This is a genomic window from Methylobacterium sp. 4-46 (genome assembly GCF_000019365.1).
Lineage (GTDB): Bacteria > Pseudomonadota > Alphaproteobacteria > Rhizobiales > Beijerinckiaceae > Methylobacterium.
Map to the genome: position 1 here is coordinate 2,182,671 of NC_010511.1, position 17,740 is coordinate 2,200,410.

Sequence of the window (17,740 nt, forward strand, 5' to 3'; positions counted from 1 at the left end):
CGCGCGGCCCGGCGTTACATGATGTGAGGCGGTGATGTCGCCGATGCGGCTCGCATTCGATCGATCGCGCTCAGAACAATTGCCGTCTATTCCTTCATTCTCCGTGTATCTCCTGCCTTTCCAGCACGGGAACCATACCCAGTTCTGGGAGATGTTTTTCATGTTTGGTGTTCGCACCGACCCAGAATGAGGAGGAGCCCATGCGAGCGGCTTCAACGCTGGTGAGCACTGTTGCCATCCTAACCCTCTCGGCGGCCGCCGCGCTGGCCGGACCGTGCACGACGGGTACGACCGGGCGCAGCGGGCAGCAGGCGGGCAATCCGGCGAGTTCGAGCGCGGATCATTCCACCAAGAACCTCGCGGACGGCCAGCAGCCCAGCTCGGCCAAGACCGTGGGGGCGATGAACAACGTGGCGAGCGACCGGGCGACTTCCCCGGCCGACGTCACGCTCCAGGCCCAGGGCAAGCCCACGATGGCGCAGCAGGGCCGGGGCGAGACGGCCGCGAACGACCGGAGTTCGGATGCCGACCGCTCGACGCGCAACACCGCGGGCGGCCAGCAGCCGAGTTCGCCGAAGACGGTCGGCGCCATGAACAACGTGGGAGCCAACGAATTGCCGGCCGGTCAAGCCGGCCAAGCGGGCGGGGGCAGCGACGAGGGCTGCTGACGCGGGAAGGCCCTGATCGGGGCGGGTCGCGCCCCGGCGCCGCGCGGACCACGACCGGCCTCGTGCAACCAAAGCCGGACCGGCGCGATTGACTCCACTGGTCTGCTCCGGACCAAGGGAGGTGCGTCATGGGTTTGGTGTTCTTCCTCGTCTTCATCGGGCCCTGGCTGGCCCTGGCCGTGCTGAGCGCGCTCGGCGTCGCCAAGCCGAAGCCCTACTGACGGTCGCGAGGCGTTCGCGACGCGACGGCGTCCGGTCCGGATCCGGGCCCTCGGGCCGGCGGGCGCATCCTCGGCCGCCGGGGGCCCGCTCCGGCGACGCCCCGGCCGCCGCCTTCGGGCGGATGAGGCCGGCCCGGCGGGCCGGCCGTCTCGCGGCGGGCCGGATCGGCGCTCATCGTCCGCGAGGGCGCCGCCCGAGCGTTCCCCGGCCGAGCGTTCGCAGCCCGAGAATTCCCTCGAGAATTCCCCTCGAGAATTCCCCCAATGACGCCCGCCCTGCCCGAGGCCCGGGCGTACCGCCTCGGCGATGCCCGCATCCCGGCCGCCTTCCTGACGGACGGCGTTCCCGCGGGGGCCGCGCGCGACCCGGACGGCAGCGCGCGCCTCGACCTCGCGGTCGGGGAGGGGCGCATCGCCGCCCTGGTCCCGGCGGGGATCATGGGATTGCCTAGCCGGCGCCCGCCCCGCTCCGCAGCGTCGCGGCGATCTCCTGCACCGCCTCCCAGGCGATCTCGACGTCCCGCCACGTGGTCGTGGTCTGACCGATCTGGAAGCGGATCACGAAGTGCCCGTCGTGCCGGGTCTGGGTCAGGTAGGTGCGCCCGTCGTCGTTGATGCGCGCCACCAGCCGCTCGTTCAGCGCGTCGAGGTCCTGCGCCCCCGCGGGCGCGTACCGGAAGGTGAGGAGCGACAGGATCGGCCCGGTCACGAGTTCGAAATCCGGATGCGCCGCGATGCGCGCCGCGAGGTCCCGCGCGAAGGCGACGTGGCGGCGGATCATCTCCCGCAGGGCCTCCACCCCGTAGGAGCGGATCACGAACCACAGCTTCAGGGCGCGGAAGCGCCGACCGAGCGGGACCGACCACTCGCTGTAATCGACCACGCCCTCGCGCTCGAGGGTGCGCAGGAAGGGTGGGCGCAGGCCGAGCGTGTCGGTGAGCATCCGCGGGTCCTTCACGAAATGCGCCGAACAGTCGAAATGCGTGAACAGCCACTTGTGCGGGTTGAAGACGAGGCTGTCGGCCAGCGCGGCGCCCCGCATCAGGTCGCGGAATTCGGGGCAGATCATCGCGCTGCCGGCCCAGGCGGCGTCGACGTGCAGGAACAGGCCGTGGCGCCGCGCCACCTCCGCCACGGCGTCGATCGGGTCGCAAGCCCCGATGCTGGTCCCGCCGAGGCAGGCCACCACGGCGGCCGGGAGATGGCCCTCCTCCCGGTCCGCTGCGACCGCCGCCTCGAGCGCCGCCGGGTCCATGCCGTGGAGCGGGCCGCGCACCGGGATGCGCACGAGGTTGCCGTCGCCGATCCCGGCGATCCGCACCGCCTTGTCGACGGAGGAATGCACCTGCGCCGAGGCGTAGACCCGCACCGCGCGCTGGCCGCTCAGGCCCTCCCGGTTGCCCGCGAAGCCGAGCGCCCGCTCGCGGGCGGTGAGCAGGGCCGCGAGCGTCGCGCCCGAGGCGGAATCCTGGATCACCCCGGAGAACTCGCCGGGCAGGCCGATCATGTCCCGCAGCCAGTCGGTGACGCGGCTCTCCAGCTCGGTGGCGGCCGGCGAGGTTTGCCAGAGCATGCACTGCGCCGCCATCGCGGCGGTGACGACCTCCGCCACCAGCGAGGGCGGGCTGGCATTGGCCGGGAAATAGGCGAAGAAGCGCGGGTGCTGCCAATGCGTCATGCCCGGCAGGATGACGCGGTCGAGATCGGCGAAGATCGCCTCCATCGGCTCGCCCGCCTCGGGCGGCGCGGCCGGGATCTGCCGGAAGACCTCGCCCGGCGCGACCTGGGCGCGCACCGGACGCTCGCCCACGCCCGCCAGATACGCCGCCGACCAATCCGCGGCCCGGTGCATCCAGGCGCGGAGATCCTGCTCGTCCATGCGGCCCTCCAGATGAGAAAATACTCGTTACAGCGGCAGGGCGCTCCTCCCGCGAGGAGGGGCTTGTACGGCATTTCGCGGGGCGGTGAAGGGCAGGCGGCCGGGGCCCGCCGGTCGACAGCAGCGTCCGAATTGTCTTCGACGAACCGGCATCCCCGTCGTCGGACAAGGCTCTATCCCGCCCGGCCGGTCCACTTGCGGGAGAAGTCGTGCGCCTCGAAATGCGCGGTCATGAACGCGATGAAGGAGCGCACCTTGGCCGAGAGGTGCTTGCGCGTCGGATAGGCGAAGTTGATCCGCAGGCGCGGCAGGTCCCAGGCATCGAGCACGGGCACGAGGCGTCCCGCCGCGACGTCGTCGTGCACGATGTAGGTGGGCTGGACCAGGAGGCCGAGCCCGTTGAGGGCGGCGGCGCGCAGGATCTGGCCGTCGTTCGATTCGAGCAGGCCGTGGGCCGGCACCCGCACGGTCTCCTCGCCGCGGGTGAAGGTCAGCTCGTTCGGATTGTTGGCGTAGACGTAGATCAGCAGGGCGTGGCGCGCGAGGTCGCGCGGGTGGGCCGGACAGCCCGCCCGGGCGAGGTAGGACGGCGCCCCCGTCAGGATGCGGCGGGTCTCGGCGAGGCGGCGGATCGTGATGGCCCGGTCCGGCTCGAACTCGCGGGTGCGGATGGCGACGTCGATCCCGGCATCGATCAGGTCCACGTAGCGGTTGGAGATTTCGACGTGCACGCGCACGTTCGGATAGCGGGCGTGGTAGGCGGGCAGGAGCGGCGCGATGTGCAGCAGCCCGAAGGAGAGCGAGGCGCTGACCCGCAGGAGCCCGCTCGGATCGAGCGCCGCCCCGGTGACCTCGGCCTCGCTGTCGGCGACGTCCGCGAGGATGCCGCGGGCGCGGGCCAGGAACTTCCCGCCCTCGTCGGTGAGCGAGAGGGTGCGGGTGTTGCGCCGCACCAGCAGCACGCCGAGCCGCTCCTCCAGCGCCGCGAGCGTCCGGCTCGCCGCCGCGACCGAGAGGCCGCGCGCCTGCGCGGCGCCGCTGATCGTCCCGGCTTCGGCGATCGCCACGAGGAGTTCGAGCTGGCCGAGCCGGTCCACGTTTCTCGCCTGCCGCAAAACTGATTCACGTTCGGCCCATCTTATCGCGCGTTTCCGAAAAACTTAAACATGCCGGCAAGGCGTGCCGGGACCACCGGCTCGCGAAGGAAGGCGTGCCGGAACCGCCGGCTCGGGGAGGAGCGCGATGATCAAGCACATCGTCATGTGGCGGGTTGCCGGGACCTCCGCGGCCGAGCAGGCCGGCAATGCCCAGCGGATCCGCGCGGCCTTCGAGGGGCTGCGGGGCCGCATCCCCGGCCTCCGGCACCTGGAGGTCGGGGTCGATCGGAGCCGCGTCGCGGAAGCCTGCGACGTCGTCCTCTACAGCGAGTTCGACACGCAGGCGGCCCTCGACCTCTACCGCGACCATCCCGAGCACGGCCGGGTGCGGGCCGAGCTGCAGGGCCTGCGGATCAGCCGCCACCAAGTCGACTACGCGGTGGGAGGGTGAGCCCATGGACCCGTTCCGGTTCGGCGGCATCCCGACCCGCGTGGTCTTCGGCCACGGGACCCTGGCGGAGCTGCCGGGGGAGATCGAGCGGCTCGGCCGCTCCCGGGCGGTGGTGGTCGCGACTCCCCGCCAGCGCGCCCGGGCCGAGGCGCTCGCCGCCCGGCTCGGGGCCCGGGCCGCGGGCGTGATCGCCGCGGCCGCGATGCACACGCCGGTCGCCGTGACCGAGGCGGCGCTGGCCGAGCTGCGGAGGCTCGACGCGGATTGCGTGGTGGCGCTCGGCGGCGGCTCGACGACCGGCCTCGCCAAGGCGATCGCGCTGCGCACCGACCTCGACCAGATCATCGTGCCGACGACCTACGCGGGCTCCGAGATGACGCCGATCCTCGGCGAGACCCGCGACGGCGTGAAGACGACGCAGCGCTCGGACCGGATCCTGCCCGAGACCGTGATCTACGACGTCGATCTCACCCTCGGGCTTCCGGTCGGGCTCAGCGCGACCTCGGGCATGAACGCGATCGCCCACGCCGTCGAGGCGCTCTACGCGCGGGACCGCAACCCGATCGTCTCGCTCATGGCCGAGGAGGCGATCCGGGCGCTCGCCGGGGCCCTGCCGGCGATCCTGCGCGATCCGGGGGACCGCGCCGCCCGCGCGGACGCGCTCTACGGGGCGTGGCTCGCCGGCACCTGCCTCGGCGCGGTCGGCATGGCGCTGCACCACAAGCTCTGCCACGTGCTCGGCGGCTCCTTCGACCTGCCCCATGCCGAGACCCACACGGTCGTGCTGCCCCACGCCGTCGCCTACAACGCGGCGGCGGCGCCCGACGCGATGGCGCGGGTCGCCCGGGCCCTCGATGCGCCGGAGGCGGCGCGGGGCCTGTTCGACCTCGCGGCCTCGCTCGGGGCGCCGACCGGGCTCGCGGCTCTCGGCATGCCGGCGGAGGGACTCGACCGCGCCGCCGATCTCGCGGCGGCGGGCTCCTCCTGGAATCCGCGGCCGGTGGAGCGCGCCCCGATCCGGCGCCTCCTCGAGGACGCCTATCACGGTCGCAGGCCCGCGGGCGCCGCCTGAGCATCCTTTGCCGAAGGGGTCACCGGTCCGGCGGCGAACATGATGCGAGAACGAGGCGTCCAGGCAAAATTGCCCCGCGCCGTTCCGCTTGGCATCGCGGACCGGACGCGGCGCGGGCGCGGCCCCGCGATGGCGAGGCGCCGCGGGGGCCGGTCAGGCGCGGCGCCGCCGGAGGAACCGAGACGAGGGACAGGCCGATGCGCGACTTCGACGAGTTCACCATCACCCGGGCGGTGATCGACCGCTTCGCCGACACGCCCGATCCGCGCCTGAGGCAGGTGATGACCAGCCTCGTGCGGCACCTGCACGACTTCGTGCGCGACGTCGACCTCAGCTTCGCGGAGTGGCAGCAGGCGATCGCCTTCCTGACCCGCACCGGCCAGATGTGCGACGCGCACCGGCAGGAATTCATCCTGCTGTCCGACACGCTCGGCGTCTCGATGCTGGTGGACGCGATCAACCACCGGATGCCGGAGGGCGCCACCGAGACGACGGTGCTCGGCCCCTTCTACGTGAAGGAGGCCCCCGAACTCCCCAACGGCGCCGACATCGCCGGGCTGCTCGAGGGCACGCCCCTCCTCGTCACCGGCTCGGTCGCCTCGGCGGGCGGAGGCATGCTCGCCGGGGCCACGGTCGATGTCTGGCACGCGGACGAGGACGGCGCCTACGACGTGCAGCAGCTCGACGCGCTCGGCGGGCTCGCCGGCCGCGCCCGCTTCCGCACCGACGCGGAGGGGCGGTTCCACTTCTGGACCATCATGCCGGCCTGGTACCCGATCCCGGATGACGGGCCGGTCGGCGACATGCTGAAGGCCGCGGCCCGTCACCCCGAACCGGCCGGCCCACGTCCACTTCATGATCGCGGCCGAGGGCCACGAGACGCTGATCACCCACGTCTTCGCGGCCGACAGCCCCTGGCTCGACTCCGACGCCGTCTTCGGGGTCAAGAATTCCCTGATCGCCGAATTCGCCGCGCACCCGGCCGGCCCCGCCCCGGACGGGCGGCGCATGGAGCGGCCGTTCCGGCACCTCGCCTACGATTTCGGGCTCAAACCGGTCCGCACGCGGGACTGAGACCCCGGTCCACGGGGCACCCGCACCACGCAAGCATCACGGCAAGCATCACGGCAAGCATCACGGCAAGCACCACGGGAGGTCACCACCATGAGCGAGGCAACGACCGGCGCCGTCGGCGCCGTCCCGGCCGCGGGCCGGGGCACCTGGATCTCCGAACTCGGGACCAAGGAGAAGCGGGCGCTCGGCGCCTGCGTGGGCGGCTGGGCGCTCGACGCCATGGACGTCCAGCTCTACAGCTTCGTCATCCCGACGCTGATCGCCACCTGGGGCGTGACCCGGGCCGAGGCCGGGGCGCTCGGCACCGCCGCCCTGCTGACCTCCGCCATCGGCGGCTGGCTCGCGGGCTTCCTGGCGGATCGCTGGGGGCGGGTGCACACCCTGCAGATCGCCATCCTGTGGTTCGCCGGCTTCACCTTCCTGTCGGGCCTCGCGCAGAGCTTCGAGCAGCTCTTCGCGGCCCGCGCGCTGATGGGCCTCGGCTTCGGCGGCGAGTGGGCGGCGGGCGCGGTGCTGCTCGGCGAGACGATCCGGCCCGAGCATCGCGGCAAGGCGCTGGGCACCATGCAGTCGGGCTGGGCGCTCGGCTGGGGCGCGGCTGCGCTGCTCTACACCCTGTTCTTCTCGCTGATGCCGCCCGAGACGGCGTGGCGCGCCCTGTTCTTCGTCGGCATCGCCCCGGCGCTCCTCGTCTTCGTGCTGCGCCGCTACGTCGAGGAGCCGGACGTCTACCGGGAATCGCAGGCGAAGATCGCCGAGACCGGCGACAAGCCGTCCTTCTTCGAGATCTTCCGGCCGCCGCTCCTGCGCATCACGGTCCTGGGCGCCCTGATGGGCACCGGGGCCCAGGGCGGCTACTTCGCGGTCACGACCTGGCTGCCGACCTTCCTGCGCACCGAGCGGGGCCTGTCGGTGCTGAATTCCGGCGGCTACCTCGCGGTGCTGATCGTCGGCTCCTTCTGCGGCTACCTGTCGGGGGCCTACCTCGCCGACCGGATCGGCCGGCGCGCCACCTTCCTGGTCTTCGCCATCGGGGCGGGGGTCATCGTGACGACCTACACGATGGTGCCCTTCGGCAATGCCGCCATGCTGGTGCTGGGCTTCCCCCTCGGCTTCTTCGCCTCGGGCGTGTTCAGCGCCATGGGCGCCTTCTTCACCGAGCAGTTCCCGACGCGGGTGCGCGGTGTCGGCCAGGGCTTCGCCTACAATTTCGGCCGGGCGATCGGGGCGATCTTCCCGACCCTGGTCGGGCTGCTCTCGGCCTCGATGCCGCTCGGGCAGGCGATCGGCCTGTTCGCGGCCGCCGCCTACGCCACCATGGCGGTCGCGGCCTTCCTCCTGCCCGAGACCAAGGGCAAGGCCCTCACCGCCTGATCGGAGGCTCACCCATGCGGATCGGCTGGATCGGCCTCGGCAAACTCGGCGCGCCCATGGCGCGCCACCTCGTGGCGGCGGGACACGCCGTCCTGGCTTTCGACCGGGATCCCGGCCGGCTCGCCGCGGTCCCGGGCGCCGAGGCCGCGGACCTGCCCGGCGTCGCCGCCTGCGGCGTCGTGGTCACGAGCCTGCCCGACGACGCGGCCCTCGCGGCCGTCGCCCTCGGGCCCGAGGGGCTCCTCGCCCGGATGGCCCCGGACGGGGTCCTGGTCGAGACCAGCACCGTCTCCCCGGAGACGAGCGCGGCATTGCGCGAGGCCGCCGAGGCGGGAGGGATCCTCTACCTCGCCGCGCCGGTCTCGGGCTCGACCGCGACGGCCGAGGCCGCCACCCTCACCCTGTTCTGCTCCGGGCCGGAGACCGCCCTGGAGCGGGCCCGGCCCCTCCTCGCGACATTCGCCCGGACCATCCACGCGGTCGGTCCCGGCGAGGAGGCGCGCTTCCTCAAGCTCGCCATCAACCACTTCGTCGGCTCGACCGCGCAGGTCGCCGCCGAGGCGCTGACGCTCGCGCGCCGGGGCGGGGTCGCCTGGGACACGGTCCTGGCGGTGCTCGGCAGCTCGGTCGCGGCCTCGCCGCTCGTCGCCTACAAGCTCGACCCGCTGCGGCGGCGCGACTTCTCGCCCGCCTTCTCGATCGCCCAGATGCTCAAGGACATGAGCCTCGGCGTGGCGGCCGGGGAAGCGGTGGGCGTCGCCATGCCGGTGGCGGCCCTGGTGCGCGACCTCTACGCGGCCCAGGCCGGGACCGACCTGCGGGACCTCGACTTCTTCGCCGCCCTGCTCGCCGCCGAGCGCGGCGCCGGCCTCGGCGAGCCCGACTGATCCGCGGTCCGGACGATCACGTCCGGACCGCGGATGAGAAGCCCGCGCGGCGCGTGAGATGCCGACATCCGCATGGCGACGCAATCCGCCGGATATCGTATGACCCTCCGGGAGACGACCATGCCCCACTACGCGATCCACGCCCTCGACCACGCGGGCGCCCTGGAGCGGCGCCTCGCCCATTACGAGGCCCACAAGACCTATCTCGGCGGGACGCTGCCGGTGCGCATCGTGGTGTCCGGACCCCTCCTGGCGGAGGACGGCGAGACGATGATCGGCAGCCTGTTCGTGGTCGAGGCGCCCGACCGCGCCGCCGTGGAGGCCTTCCACGCCGCCGACCCGTTCAGGGAGGCGGGGATCTGGGAGCGGGTGACGATCACGGGCTTCCGCCTGCGCCAGGCGGCCCTGCCGGCCTGACGCCGGCGGGACTCGGGTCCCGACCAGGCGGCGGAGCAGGACCATCGGCTCGCTCTGCCGCGACGTGCCGGCCTCCGCCGGGATGTTCGTCGGGTGCGCCCTTGCCGTCGCGATGCCGCTTCGACGCCGACGCGCGCGCCCCGTCTCCGCGGGCGGCGCGACCCCCGAGGCCGTCCGGTCGACCCGCGCCTCCGGGGAGCGCGGGCCGCGGCGCGGCCCGCGGCGCTTGCAACGCGGGACGCCGATCCCGCACAGAGGCAACGACACGAGCGAGGAGAGCGCCGATGAGCTTCCATTCCGCCGAGGATCCGGTCCCGGGCGACCGCTTCTCCTGCGACGCGATCGAGACCCTGATCGTGCCGCGCGCCCGCGACATCGGCTCCTTCGAGGTGCGCCGGGCGCTGCCCTCGGCCCGGCGCCAGATGGTCGGCCCCTTCATCTTCTTCGACCAGATGGGCCCGGCCGAGTTCCTGCTCGGCGCCGGCATGGACGTGCGGCCCCACCCGCATATCGGCCTGTCCACCGTCACCTACCTGTTCGACGGCGAGATCATGCACCGCGACTCCCTCGGCACCGCCCTGCCGATCCGGCCGGGCGAGCTCAACTGGATGACGGCGGGGCGCGGCATCACCCACTCGGAGCGCACGGCGCCGGACCTGCGCGCCGCCGGCTCGCGGCTCTTCGGCATCCAGAGCTGGGTGGCGCTCTCCGCCCGGGACGAGGAGGCGGCCCCCGCCTTCGAGCATTACGACGCGGCCGACCTGCCGGTGCTCACCGGCGAGGGCAAGACCGTGCGGGTGATCGCCGGCGAGGCGCTCGGCGCCCGCTCGCCCGTGCGCACGTCGAGTCCCCTCGTCTACGCGGACGTGCAGCTGGAGCCCGGCGCGAGCCTGCCCCTCGACCCGACCTTCGAGGAGCGGGCGATCTACACGGTGTCCGGGTCGATCGAGGTCGCGGGCGACGGGTTCGGGCCGGGCCAGCTCCTGGTCTTCCGGCCGGGGGACCGCATCACCGTGCGGGCGAGCACCGCCGCGCGCCTCATGCTGCTCGGCGGCGAGCCGATGGACGGCCCGCGCCACATCTGGTGGAACTTCGTCTCCTCGCGGCCCGAGCGGATCGAGCAGGCCAAGGCCGATTGGCGCGCCGCCCGCTTCGACAGCGTGCCGGGCGAGACCGAGTTCATCTCCCTGCCCGAGGCGCCCCGCGCGCCCTGAAGGCGCGCCCCGGCGCCCTGGAGGCGCGCCTCCAGGGCCGTCACGGCACCGGCTCGGTCCGCCCGAGCAGGCAGCCCACCGCCTTGCGCCAGCCGGCGAGCTTGCGCGCGCGCACGGGCGCGTCCATGGCCGGCGCGAAGCGGCGCTCCAGGCGCCAATGGTCGGCGAAATGCTCCGGGTCCGGGTAGAGCCCGCAGGCGAGGCCGGCGAGGTAGGCGGCGCCGAGCGCCGTCGTCTCCTTCACCTCCGGCCGGTCGACCGGGGCGGCGAGGAGATCGGCGAGGCGCTGCATGGTCCAGTCCGAGGCGACCATGCCGCCGTCGACCCGCAGCACGGTGGCGCGCCCGTCCCCGTCCGGCCAATCCGCCCGCATCGCCGCGAGCAGGTCCGCGGTCTGGTAGCAGACGCTCTCCAGGGCGGCGCGGGCGAGTTCCGCCGGGCCGGTGTTGCGGGTGAGGCCGTAGAGGGCGCCGCGCACGTCCGGCTCCCAGTAGGGCGCGCCGAGCCCCACGAAGGCCGGCACGAGGTACACGTCCTGGGCCGGATCGGCCCGCTCGGCGAGGTCCCCGGTCTCCGCCGCCGAGCCCACGACCTTGAGCCCGTCGCGCAGCCACTGCACCGCCGCCCCGGCCACGAAGATCGAGCCTTCGAGGGCGTAGGTGCGCCGGCCGTCGAGCTGGTAGGCGATGGTGGTGAGGAGCTTGTTGCCCGACGCGACCGGCTGCGCGCCGGTGTTGAGGAGCGCGAAGCAGCCGGTGCCGTAGGTCGATTTCACCATGCCGGGCCGGAAGCAGGCCTGGCCCACGGTCGCGGCCTGCTGGTCGCCGGCGACGCCGCGGATCGGGATCGCGGCGCCGAACAGGTCCGGGTCCGTGGCGCCGAAATCGCCCGAGGAATCGCGCACCTCCGGCAGCATGGCGCGGGGGATGCCGAGGAGGCCGAGGAGGTCGTCGTCCCAGGTGCCGCGGTGGATGTCGAAGAGGAGCGTGCGCGCCGCGTTGGTGGCGTCCGTGACGTGGAGCCGCCCGCCGGTGAGCCGCCACAGCAGGTAGCTGTCGACCGTGCCGAAGGCGAGGTCGCCCGCTTCCGCGCGGGCCCGCGCGCCCGGCACGTTGTCGAGGATCCAGGCGATCTTGGTGCCCGAGAAGTAGGGATCGAGGATGAGGCCGGTCCGCGCGGCGACCAGGGGCTCGTGGCCCTGCGCCCTGAGGCGGGCGCAGAGCCCGGCGGTGCGCCGGTCCTGCCAGACGATCGCCCGGTGCACCGCCTCGCCGGTGCGGCGGTCCCAGACCAGGGTCGTCTCGCGCTGGTTGGTGATGCCGATCGCCGCGACGTCGCCCGCCCGCGCCCCCGCCCTCTCCAGGGCGGCCCGGCAGGTGGCGAGGGTGGTGCGCCAGAGGTCGTCCGGCTCGTGCTCGACCCAGCCCGAGGCCGGGAAGTGCTGCGGGAACTCGGCCTGGGCGAGGGCCGCCACCGACGTGTCGGCGCGGAAGAGCAGGGCCCGCGTCGAGGTGGTGCCCTGGTCGATGGCCAGGATGAGGGGAGAGTGCGGGGGCGACGCCATGGCTCGGGGCTCAGAGGGGAGGGGGCTCGGTCACCGCGAGGCCGAGGGCGAGGGCGGCCGCGCGCATCCGGACGTCGAAGGTGGCGAGGGGCAGGCCGGTCGCCTCGACGAGGGCGAGGTGGAGCGCGTCGGGCCCGCGCAGGCCGAGGGAGGCCTGCTCGACGAAGCCGCGGGCGACCGTGAAGGCCCGGCGCGTGACGACGAGGGGGCGGCCCCGGGCCTTGCGCCAGCGACCGAACAGCTCCACGTCCGTCCGTGCCTCGTCCGCCGACGCACGCCTCTCCCGAACGAGCCTGGACATCGTCGCCGAGAATTCGAGGACGACGAGGTCCGAGATGACCGGCGTGATCGCGGGGCCACGGAGCCACGCTTCAATGCGCAGACTCTCCGCCTCCGCCACGAATAGGGGAAGGAGGAGGTTGGGTCCAGGTAGACGCGGCTCAAGGGTCTTCGTCCCGCATTTCGCGGACGCGGGCGGTGAAGCCGACCGGCTCCGCGAGCGTCACCCTGTTCGCGCGCAACCACGCGATCTCGGCTTCGGTGACCGGTCCCGGCGCGACCAACTCCTGATCCTCGGCCACGAGGCGGACGGGCTCGCCGTCCGGCCGCGTGATCACCACCTCCTCGCCCTCCGCCGCCCGGTCCAGGAGTTCGGGCAGGCGCGCGGCGGCTTCCTTGGCCGTGTAGGTTGCCATGGGGGTCTCCCTGGTTCCGCCCGATCCTACCGGGGCGGTCGGTGCCGGGGAAGCGAGGGGCCGGGCGCGCCCGGCCCCGCCCGGTCAGCTGCGGCGCGGCGGCGAGGCCGGCCAGCTCTTGATCAGCGTGTCGTAATCCACCGTCTCGCCCTTCGGCTTCTCGGTGGAGAGCTTGCGCTGGGGCGCGATGGTGCCGCTCGTCTCGGCCCTCTTGTACCATTCCTCGGCCGAGGATTTGGGGTTGAGCTTCGGCCCGCACTCGCCCTGGACCTTGGAGCGTTCGAGCCGGGCCATCACGTCGTCCTGGGCGGCCGCGAGCGCGTCCATGGCCGCCTGCGGGGTCTTGGCGCCCGAGGAGGCGTCGCCGATGTTCTGCCACCAGAGCTGCGCCAGCTTCGGGTAGTCCGGCACGTTGACGCCGGTCGGCGTCCACTGCACCCGGGCCGGCGAGCGGTAGAACTCGATCAGCCCGCCGAGCCTCGGCGCCCGCTCGGTGAAGGACTTGTCCCAGATGTCGCTCTCGCGCGTGAAGGTGAGGCCGACGTGGCTCTTCTTCAGGCTCACCGATTTCGAGTTGATGAACTGGAGGTACAGCCAGGCGGCCTTGCGGCGCTCGACCGGGGTGGAGTTGAGCAGCGTGACCGAGCCGGCATCCTGGTAGCCGAGCTTCATGCCCTCCTTCCAGTAGGCGCCGTGCGGCGAGGGCGCGACGCGCCATTTCGGCGAGCCGTCCGGGTTCACCACCGGCAGGCCGGGCTTGACCATGTCGGCCGTGAAGGCGGTGTACCAGAAGATCTGCTGGGCGACGTTGCCCTGCGCCGGCACCGGCCCGGATTCCGAGAAGGTCATGCCGGCGGCCTGCGGCGGCGCGTACTTCTTCAGCCACTCGACGTACTTGGTCACGGCGTAGACGGAGGCCGGGGCGTTGGTGTCCCCGCCGCGCTCGACCGAGGAGCCGACCGGCCGGCAGCCGTCGAGGCGGATGCCCCACTCGTCCACCGGCTTGCCGTTCGGGATGCCCTTGTCGCCGTTGCCGGCCATCGAGAGCCACGCGTCGGTGAACCGCCAGCCCAGCGACGGGTCCTTCTTGCCGTAATCCATATGGCCGTAGACCCGCTGGCCATCGATCTCCTTCACGTCGTTGGTGAAGAATTCCGCGATGTCCTCGTAGGCCGACCAGTTCACCGGCACGCCGAGTTCGTAGCCGTACTTGGCCTTGAACTTCTCCTTGAGGTCGGGGCGCTGGAACCAGTCGTAACGGAACCAGTACAGGTTGGCGAATTGCTGGTCGGGCAGCTGGAACAGCTTGCCATCGGTCCAGGTGCCGAACGACTTGCCGATGAAATCCTCGACGTCGAGGCTCGGCAGGGTGACGTCCCGGCCCGCGCCGGCCATCCAGTCGGTCAGGTTGACGGTCTGGTTGTAGCGGGCGTGGGTGCCGATGAAGTCGGAATCGTTGATCCAGCCGTCGTAGATGTTCTTGCCCGACTGCATCTGCGTCTGGATCTTTTCGACGACGTCGCCCTCCTGGATGACGTCGTGGCGGATCCTGATCCCGGTGATCTCCGTGAAGGCCTTGGCCAGGGTCTTGGCCTCGTACTCGTGCGTGGTGAGGGTCTCGGAGACGACGTTGATCTCCTGGCCGACGAAGGGCTTCGCCGCGTCGACGAACCACTGCATCTCCTTGAGCTGCTCGTCCTTGGACAGCGTCGAGGGCTGGAACTCGGTCTCGACCCAGCGCCTGGCCTCCTCCATGCCGGCCCGCGCGGGGGCGGCGGGGCCGAGCGCGAGGGCGGCGCCGAGCGCGAGCGCGCTCGCACCGTGGAGCAGGGCGCGGCTGTGGCGTGTCATGGCTTTCTTCTCCTCCCTTGAAGTCTCTGCCTTGAAGTCTCTGCCTCAAGGTTGTTGCCCCGGCGGTCTCGGGTCGTCGGTGGGGTGGGCGGCGCGCGGCCTCAGGCGAAGCGGAACAGCGCCGCGCCGTACAGGAGCGAGAGGCCGAGCGCCCATTCGAGGCTCGGACCGACGAGGCCGAGCCAGGCGAGGTGGATGAAGGCGGCGCCGAGGAGCGTCAGGAACAGCCGGTCGCCCCGGGTGGTCGGGATGCGCAGGATCCCGACCCGCGGCGTCTCGGGCCGCAGGATCGCCAGCACCGTCATGACCAGGAGCAGGGACAGGATCGCCGCGAAGAAGGCGGCGGTCTCCCAGGTCCAGGCCATCCAGGCGAGATCGGGCATCGCTGTCCCCCTCACACCCGCCCGAGGGCGAAGCCCTTGGCGATGTAGTTGCGCACGAACCAGATCACGAGCGCGCCCGGAACGATGGTGAGCACGCCCGCCGCCGCCAGCAGCCCCCAATCCATGCCCGCCGCCGAGACCGTGCGGGTCATGGTGGCGGCGATCGGCTTGGCGTTCACCGAGGTGAGCGTGCGCGCGAGCAGCAGCTCGACCCAGGAGAACATGAAGCAGAAGAACGCCGCCACCCCGATGCCCGAGGCGATCAGCGGCATGAAGATCCGCACGAAGAAGCGCGGGAAGGCGTAGCCGTCGATCGCCGCCGTCTCGTCGATCTCCCGCGGCACGCCGGACATGAAGCCTTCGAGGATCCAGACCGCGAGGGGGACATTGAACAGGCAATGGGCGAGCGCCACGGACCACGGCGTATCGAACAAGCCCACCGCCGAGTACAGGTTGAAGAACGGCAGCGCGAAGACCGCGGGCGGCGCCATCCGGTTCGAGAGCAGCCAGAAGAACAGGTGCTTGTCGCCGAGGAAGCTGTAGCGCGAGAAGGCGTAGGCCGCCGGCAGCGCCAGCCCGAGCGACAGCACCGTGTTGATCGCCACGTAGGACAGCGAGTTGAGGTAGCCGCCGTACCAGCTCGGGTCGGTGAAGATCTTGCGGTAGTTGTCGAACGTGATCTCGCGCGGCCAGAGCGTCATGGCCCCGGTGATCTCGGTGTTGGCCTTCAGGCTCATGTTGACGAGCCAGTAGATCGGCAGCACCAGGAAGACGAGGTAGAGCGCCATGACGAGGGTGCGCGCGCGCATCAGGCCGCCCTCCGGTCGAGGTCGAGGCGGGCGGCGGGCGGGATCGTCGCGGCCGCTGGCTCGTCCTCCGCGCCCGCCCCGGCGCCGGTCCCGGCCTGGGTCATCACCGTGTAGAAGACCCAGCACACGCTGAGGATGATGAGGTTGTAGACGAGCGACATCGCGGCGGCGCGGCCGAGGTCGAACTGCCCGAGCGCCAGCTTCACGAGGTCGATCGACAGGAAGGTGGTAGCGTTGCCGGGGCCGCCGCCGGTGAGCACGAAGGGCTCGGTGTAGATCATGAAGGAATCCATGAAGCGCAGCAGCACGGCGATCAGCAGGACGCGGCGCATCTTGGGCAGCTGGATGGTGCGGAACACGGCGAGGCGCGAGGCCCCGTCGATGCGGGCGGCCTGGTAGTAGGCGTCCGGGATCGACTTCAGGCCGGCGTAGCAGAGGAGCGCCACCAGGCTCGTCCAGTGCCAGACATCCATGACCAGGATGGTGGCCCAGGCCGCCAGCGGGTCGCCGACGAAGTTGTAGTCGAGGCCGAGCCGGGTCAGGGCGGCGCCGAGGAGCCCGATATCGCCGCGCGCGAAGACCTGCCAGATGGTGCCGACCACGTTCCACGGGATCAGCAGCGGCAGCGCCATCACCACGAGGCAGAAGCCGACGGCGCGGCCCTCCCGCGGCATGGCCAGCGCCACCGCGATCCCGAGCGGCACCTCGGTCAGCAGCACCAGGGCAGAGAACAGCAGGTTGCGCCAGAGCGCGTCGAAGAAGCGCTCGCCGAACTGGGTCGAGGGGTCGAGCAGCTCCTGGAACCAGCCGAGCCCGTTCCAGAAGAACTGGTTGTTCCCGAACGTGTCCTGGACCGAGTAGTTCACCACGGTGATCAACGGCAGCACCGCCGAGAAGGCGACGACGAGGACGACCGGCAGGACGAGGAGCCAGGCCTTCTGGTTGACGGTCTTGGTCATGGGCGGGGCCCTCCCGGCCGTCCGACGCGCCGCGCCATCACGCCGCCTCCCCGGGCACCAGCGCCCCGTCCGCGTAGATGTGGATCCGGCGCGGATCGAGGCTGAGCGCGGCCTCGTCCCCGTCCAGGCTCTCGCCCTCGCGCAGGGTCGCCACCAGGGGCCTGCCGGCGAGTTCGACCCGGGCGAGCCGGAGGCGGCCGAGATCGTCGACGCGCCTCACCCGCACCGGCAGGCCGGGGCCGCGGGCCGTGAGCGCGGCGAATTCCGGCCGCACCCCGAGCTCGATCCGGCCCCCCGGCAGGGGCGGATAGGCGCGGGCGAGCGGGATCGCGTGGCCCTCGACCAGCGCCGTGCGGCCCTCGACCCGCGCGGGCAGCAGGTTCATGCCCGGCGAGCCGATGAAGTGGCCGACGAAGGTGTGGGCCGGGCGGTCGAACAGCTCCTCGGGCGTGCCGGTCTGGACCACGGCGCCGTCATGCATCACCACGACCGTGTCGGCGAAGGTCAGCGCCTCGGTCTGGTCGTGGGTGACGTAGATCATCGTCAGGTCGAGCTTGCGGTGCAGCTCCTTCAGCGTCGAGCGCAGGCGCCATTTCAGGTGCGGGTCGATGACGGTGAGCGGCTCGTCGAACAGGATCGCCGCCACGTCGGGCCGCACGAGGCCGCGCCCGAGGGAGATCTTCTGCTTGAGGTCCGGCGTCAGGTTCTGCGCCCGGCGGTCGAGGAGGCGGCCGAGGTCCAGGAGGCGCGCGATCTCCTCGACGCGGGCCCGGATCGTGGCCGCCGGCACCCGCCGGTTGCGCAGCGGGAAGGCGAGGTTCTCCCGCACCGTCATGGTGTCGTAGACGACCGGGAACTGGAAGACCTGGGCGATGTTGCGCGCCTCGGTCGGCAGGGCGGTCACGTCGCGGTCGTCGAACCGGATGCGCCCGCGCGTCGGCACCACCAGCCCCGAGATGATGTTGAGCAGGGTGGTCTTGCCGCAGCCGGAGGGGCCGAGCAGCGCGTAGGCCCCGCCCTGGCGCCAGACGTGATCGATTTCCCGCAGGGCGTAATCCTGCGGCCCGGCGGGGTGCGGCCGGTAGGAATGGGCGAGGTGGTCGAGGGTGATGCGGGCCATGGCCG

17 protein-coding genes and 1 pseudogene are annotated in these 17,740 nt (G+C 72.2%); 8 read left to right on the forward strand and 10 right to left on the reverse strand.

What is annotated here, in order from left to right; translation table 11 throughout:
- Nucleotides 1-200: 200 nt before the first annotated feature.
- A complete protein-coding gene (locus M446_RS09230) occupies nucleotides 201-668 on the forward strand; it encodes a hypothetical protein (protein ID WP_036270424.1) in 468 nt (155 codons plus the stop codon).
- A 669-nt stretch (nucleotides 669-1,337) separates the two neighbouring features.
- On the opposite strand, the gene M446_RS09235 is transcribed toward M446_RS09230, so the two are convergent.
- Both M446_RS09235 and M446_RS09240 read right to left on the reverse strand, forming a co-directional pair.
- Complete coding sequence (locus M446_RS09235) at nucleotides 1,338-2,768, reverse strand: pyridoxal phosphate-dependent decarboxylase family protein (RefSeq protein ID WP_012331832.1); 1,431 nt, start codon at nucleotides 2,766-2,768, stop codon at nucleotides 1,338-1,340.
- A 173-nt stretch (nucleotides 2,769-2,941) separates the two neighbouring features.
- On the reverse strand, nucleotides 2,942-3,865 hold the full coding sequence (locus tag M446_RS09240) for a LysR family transcriptional regulator (RefSeq protein WP_012331833.1): 924 nt from the start codon (nucleotides 3,863-3,865) through the stop codon (nucleotides 2,942-2,944).
- 145 nt (nucleotides 3,866-4,010) lie between these two features.
- Here M446_RS09240 and M446_RS09245 point away from each other — a divergent pair, with 145 nt between their 5' ends.
- The 7 genes and pseudogenes from M446_RS09245 to M446_RS09275 all read left to right on the forward strand — a co-directional run bounded on the left by M446_RS09245 (nucleotide 4,011) and on the right by M446_RS09275 (nucleotide 10,354).
- Nucleotides 4,011-4,316, forward strand: coding sequence for a Dabb family protein (locus M446_RS09245; protein ID WP_012331834.1), 306 nt, complete (start codon nucleotides 4,011-4,013; stop codon nucleotides 4,314-4,316).
- Between the two features lie 4 nt (nucleotides 4,317-4,320).
- Nucleotides 4,321-5,388 (forward strand): maleylacetate reductase, encoded by a 1,068-nt coding sequence (locus M446_RS09250; RefSeq protein ID WP_012331835.1) that lies wholly within the window; start codon nucleotides 4,321-4,323, stop codon nucleotides 5,386-5,388.
- 197 nt (nucleotides 5,389-5,585) lie between these two features.
- A pseudogene (locus M446_RS09255) lies at nucleotides 5,586-6,462 on the forward strand (intradiol ring-cleavage dioxygenase).
- 90 nt (nucleotides 6,463-6,552) lie between these two features.
- Complete coding sequence (locus tag M446_RS09260) at nucleotides 6,553-7,836, forward strand: MFS transporter (RefSeq protein WP_012331836.1); 1,284 nt, start codon at nucleotides 6,553-6,555, stop codon at nucleotides 7,834-7,836.
- A 14-nt stretch (nucleotides 7,837-7,850) separates the two neighbouring features.
- The gene (locus tag M446_RS09265; RefSeq protein ID WP_012331837.1) at nucleotides 7,851-8,723 is read left to right on the forward strand and encodes an NAD(P)-dependent oxidoreductase; all 873 of its coding nucleotides are present in this window, start codon (nucleotides 7,851-7,853) and stop codon (nucleotides 8,721-8,723) included.
- Nucleotides 8,724-8,843: 120 nt separating this feature from the next.
- Nucleotides 8,844-9,140, forward strand: a complete 297-nt coding sequence (locus M446_RS09270) for a YciI family protein (RefSeq protein ID WP_012331838.1) — start codon at nucleotides 8,844-8,846, stop codon at nucleotides 9,138-9,140.
- Nucleotides 9,141-9,424: 284 nt separating this feature from the next.
- Nucleotides 9,425-10,354, forward strand: coding sequence for a pirin family protein (locus M446_RS09275; protein ID WP_012331839.1), 930 nt, complete (start codon nucleotides 9,425-9,427; stop codon nucleotides 10,352-10,354).
- 40 nt (nucleotides 10,355-10,394) lie between these two features.
- Here the strand turns inward: M446_RS09275 and glpK are convergent, their stop codons facing one another.
- From glpK to M446_RS09315, 8 genes are all read right to left on the reverse strand, one after another.
- Nucleotides 10,395-11,918 (reverse strand): glycerol kinase GlpK, encoded by a 1,524-nt coding sequence (gene glpK / locus M446_RS09280; RefSeq protein WP_012331840.1) that lies wholly within the window; start codon nucleotides 11,916-11,918, stop codon nucleotides 10,395-10,397.
- Nucleotides 11,919-11,928: 10 nt separating this feature from the next.
- Nucleotides 11,929-12,318 carry a type II toxin-antitoxin system VapC family toxin gene (locus tag M446_RS09285; protein ID WP_012331841.1) on the reverse strand — a complete coding sequence of 130 codons (390 nt, stop codon included), beginning with the start codon at nucleotides 12,316-12,318 and terminating at the stop codon, nucleotides 11,929-11,931.
- 40 nt (nucleotides 12,319-12,358) lie between these two features.
- The gene (locus M446_RS09290; protein WP_012331842.1) at nucleotides 12,359-12,613 is read right to left on the reverse strand and encodes a type II toxin-antitoxin system Phd/YefM family antitoxin; all 255 of its coding nucleotides are present in this window, start codon (nucleotides 12,611-12,613) and stop codon (nucleotides 12,359-12,361) included.
- A gap of 84 nt (nucleotides 12,614-12,697) precedes the next feature.
- Nucleotides 12,698-14,464: an ABC transporter substrate-binding protein gene (locus tag M446_RS09295; protein WP_012331843.1), complete on the reverse strand. Its 1,767-nt coding sequence runs from the start codon at nucleotides 14,462-14,464 to the stop codon at nucleotides 12,698-12,700.
- Nucleotides 14,465-14,565: 101 nt separating this feature from the next.
- Nucleotides 14,566-14,847 (reverse strand): DUF2160 domain-containing protein, encoded by a 282-nt coding sequence (locus M446_RS09300; protein WP_012331844.1) that lies wholly within the window; start codon nucleotides 14,845-14,847, stop codon nucleotides 14,566-14,568.
- Between the two features lie 11 nt (nucleotides 14,848-14,858).
- Complete coding sequence (locus M446_RS09305) at nucleotides 14,859-15,656, reverse strand: carbohydrate ABC transporter permease (protein ID WP_012331845.1); 798 nt, start codon at nucleotides 15,654-15,656, stop codon at nucleotides 14,859-14,861.
- Nucleotides 15,656-16,615: a carbohydrate ABC transporter permease gene (locus M446_RS09310; RefSeq protein ID WP_012331846.1), complete on the reverse strand. Its 960-nt coding sequence runs from the start codon at nucleotides 16,613-16,615 to the stop codon at nucleotides 15,656-15,658. Before M446_RS09310 ends, M446_RS09305 begins: the two co-directional genes overlap by 1 nt.
- Before the next feature lie 37 nt (nucleotides 16,616-16,652).
- A complete protein-coding gene (locus M446_RS09315) occupies nucleotides 16,653-17,735 on the reverse strand; it encodes an ABC transporter ATP-binding protein (RefSeq protein ID WP_012331847.1) in 1,083 nt (360 codons plus the stop codon).
- Nucleotides 17,736-17,740: the final 5 nt, after the last annotated feature.

What these genes read in the sequence shown, in the direction of transcription:
- M446_RS09230 (WP_036270424.1), top strand. Translation starts at nt 201, where the DNA reads ATGCGAGCGGCTTCAACGCTGGTGAGCACTGTTGCCATCCTAACCCTC.
- M446_RS09235 (WP_012331832.1), bottom strand. Translation starts at nt 2,768, where the DNA reads ATGGACGAGCAGGATCTCCGCGCCTGGATGCACCGGGCCGCGGATTGG.
- M446_RS09245 (WP_012331834.1), top strand. Translation starts at nt 4,011, where the DNA reads ATGATCAAGCACATCGTCATGTGGCGGGTTGCCGGGACCTCCGCGGCC.
- M446_RS09250 (WP_012331835.1), top strand. Translation starts at nt 4,321, where the DNA reads ATGGACCCGTTCCGGTTCGGCGGCATCCCGACCCGCGTGGTCTTCGGC.
- M446_RS09260 (WP_012331836.1), top strand. Translation starts at nt 6,553, where the DNA reads ATGAGCGAGGCAACGACCGGCGCCGTCGGCGCCGTCCCGGCCGCGGGC.
- M446_RS09265 (WP_012331837.1), top strand. Translation starts at nt 7,851, where the DNA reads ATGCGGATCGGCTGGATCGGCCTCGGCAAACTCGGCGCGCCCATGGCG.
- M446_RS09270 (WP_012331838.1), top strand. Translation starts at nt 8,844, where the DNA reads ATGCCCCACTACGCGATCCACGCCCTCGACCACGCGGGCGCCCTGGAG.
- M446_RS09275 (WP_012331839.1), top strand. Translation starts at nt 9,425, where the DNA reads ATGAGCTTCCATTCCGCCGAGGATCCGGTCCCGGGCGACCGCTTCTCC.
- glpK (WP_012331840.1), bottom strand. Translation starts at nt 11,918, where the DNA reads ATGGCGTCGCCCCCGCACTCTCCCCTCATCCTGGCCATCGACCAGGGC.
- M446_RS09290 (WP_012331842.1), bottom strand. Translation starts at nt 12,613, where the DNA reads ATGGCAACCTACACGGCCAAGGAAGCCGCCGCGCGCCTGCCCGAACTC.
- M446_RS09295 (WP_012331843.1), bottom strand. Translation starts at nt 14,464, where the DNA reads ATGACACGCCACAGCCGCGCCCTGCTCCACGGTGCGAGCGCGCTCGCG.
- M446_RS09300 (WP_012331844.1), bottom strand. Translation starts at nt 14,847, where the DNA reads ATGCCCGATCTCGCCTGGATGGCCTGGACCTGGGAGACCGCCGCCTTC.
- M446_RS09305 (WP_012331845.1), bottom strand. Translation starts at nt 15,656, where the DNA reads ATGCGCGCGCGCACCCTCGTCATGGCGCTCTACCTCGTCTTCCTGGTG.
- M446_RS09310 (WP_012331846.1), bottom strand. Translation starts at nt 16,615, where the DNA reads ATGACCAAGACCGTCAACCAGAAGGCCTGGCTCCTCGTCCTGCCGGTC.
- M446_RS09315 (WP_012331847.1), bottom strand. Translation starts at nt 17,735, where the DNA reads ATGGCCCGCATCACCCTCGACCACCTCGCCCATTCCTACCGGCCGCAC.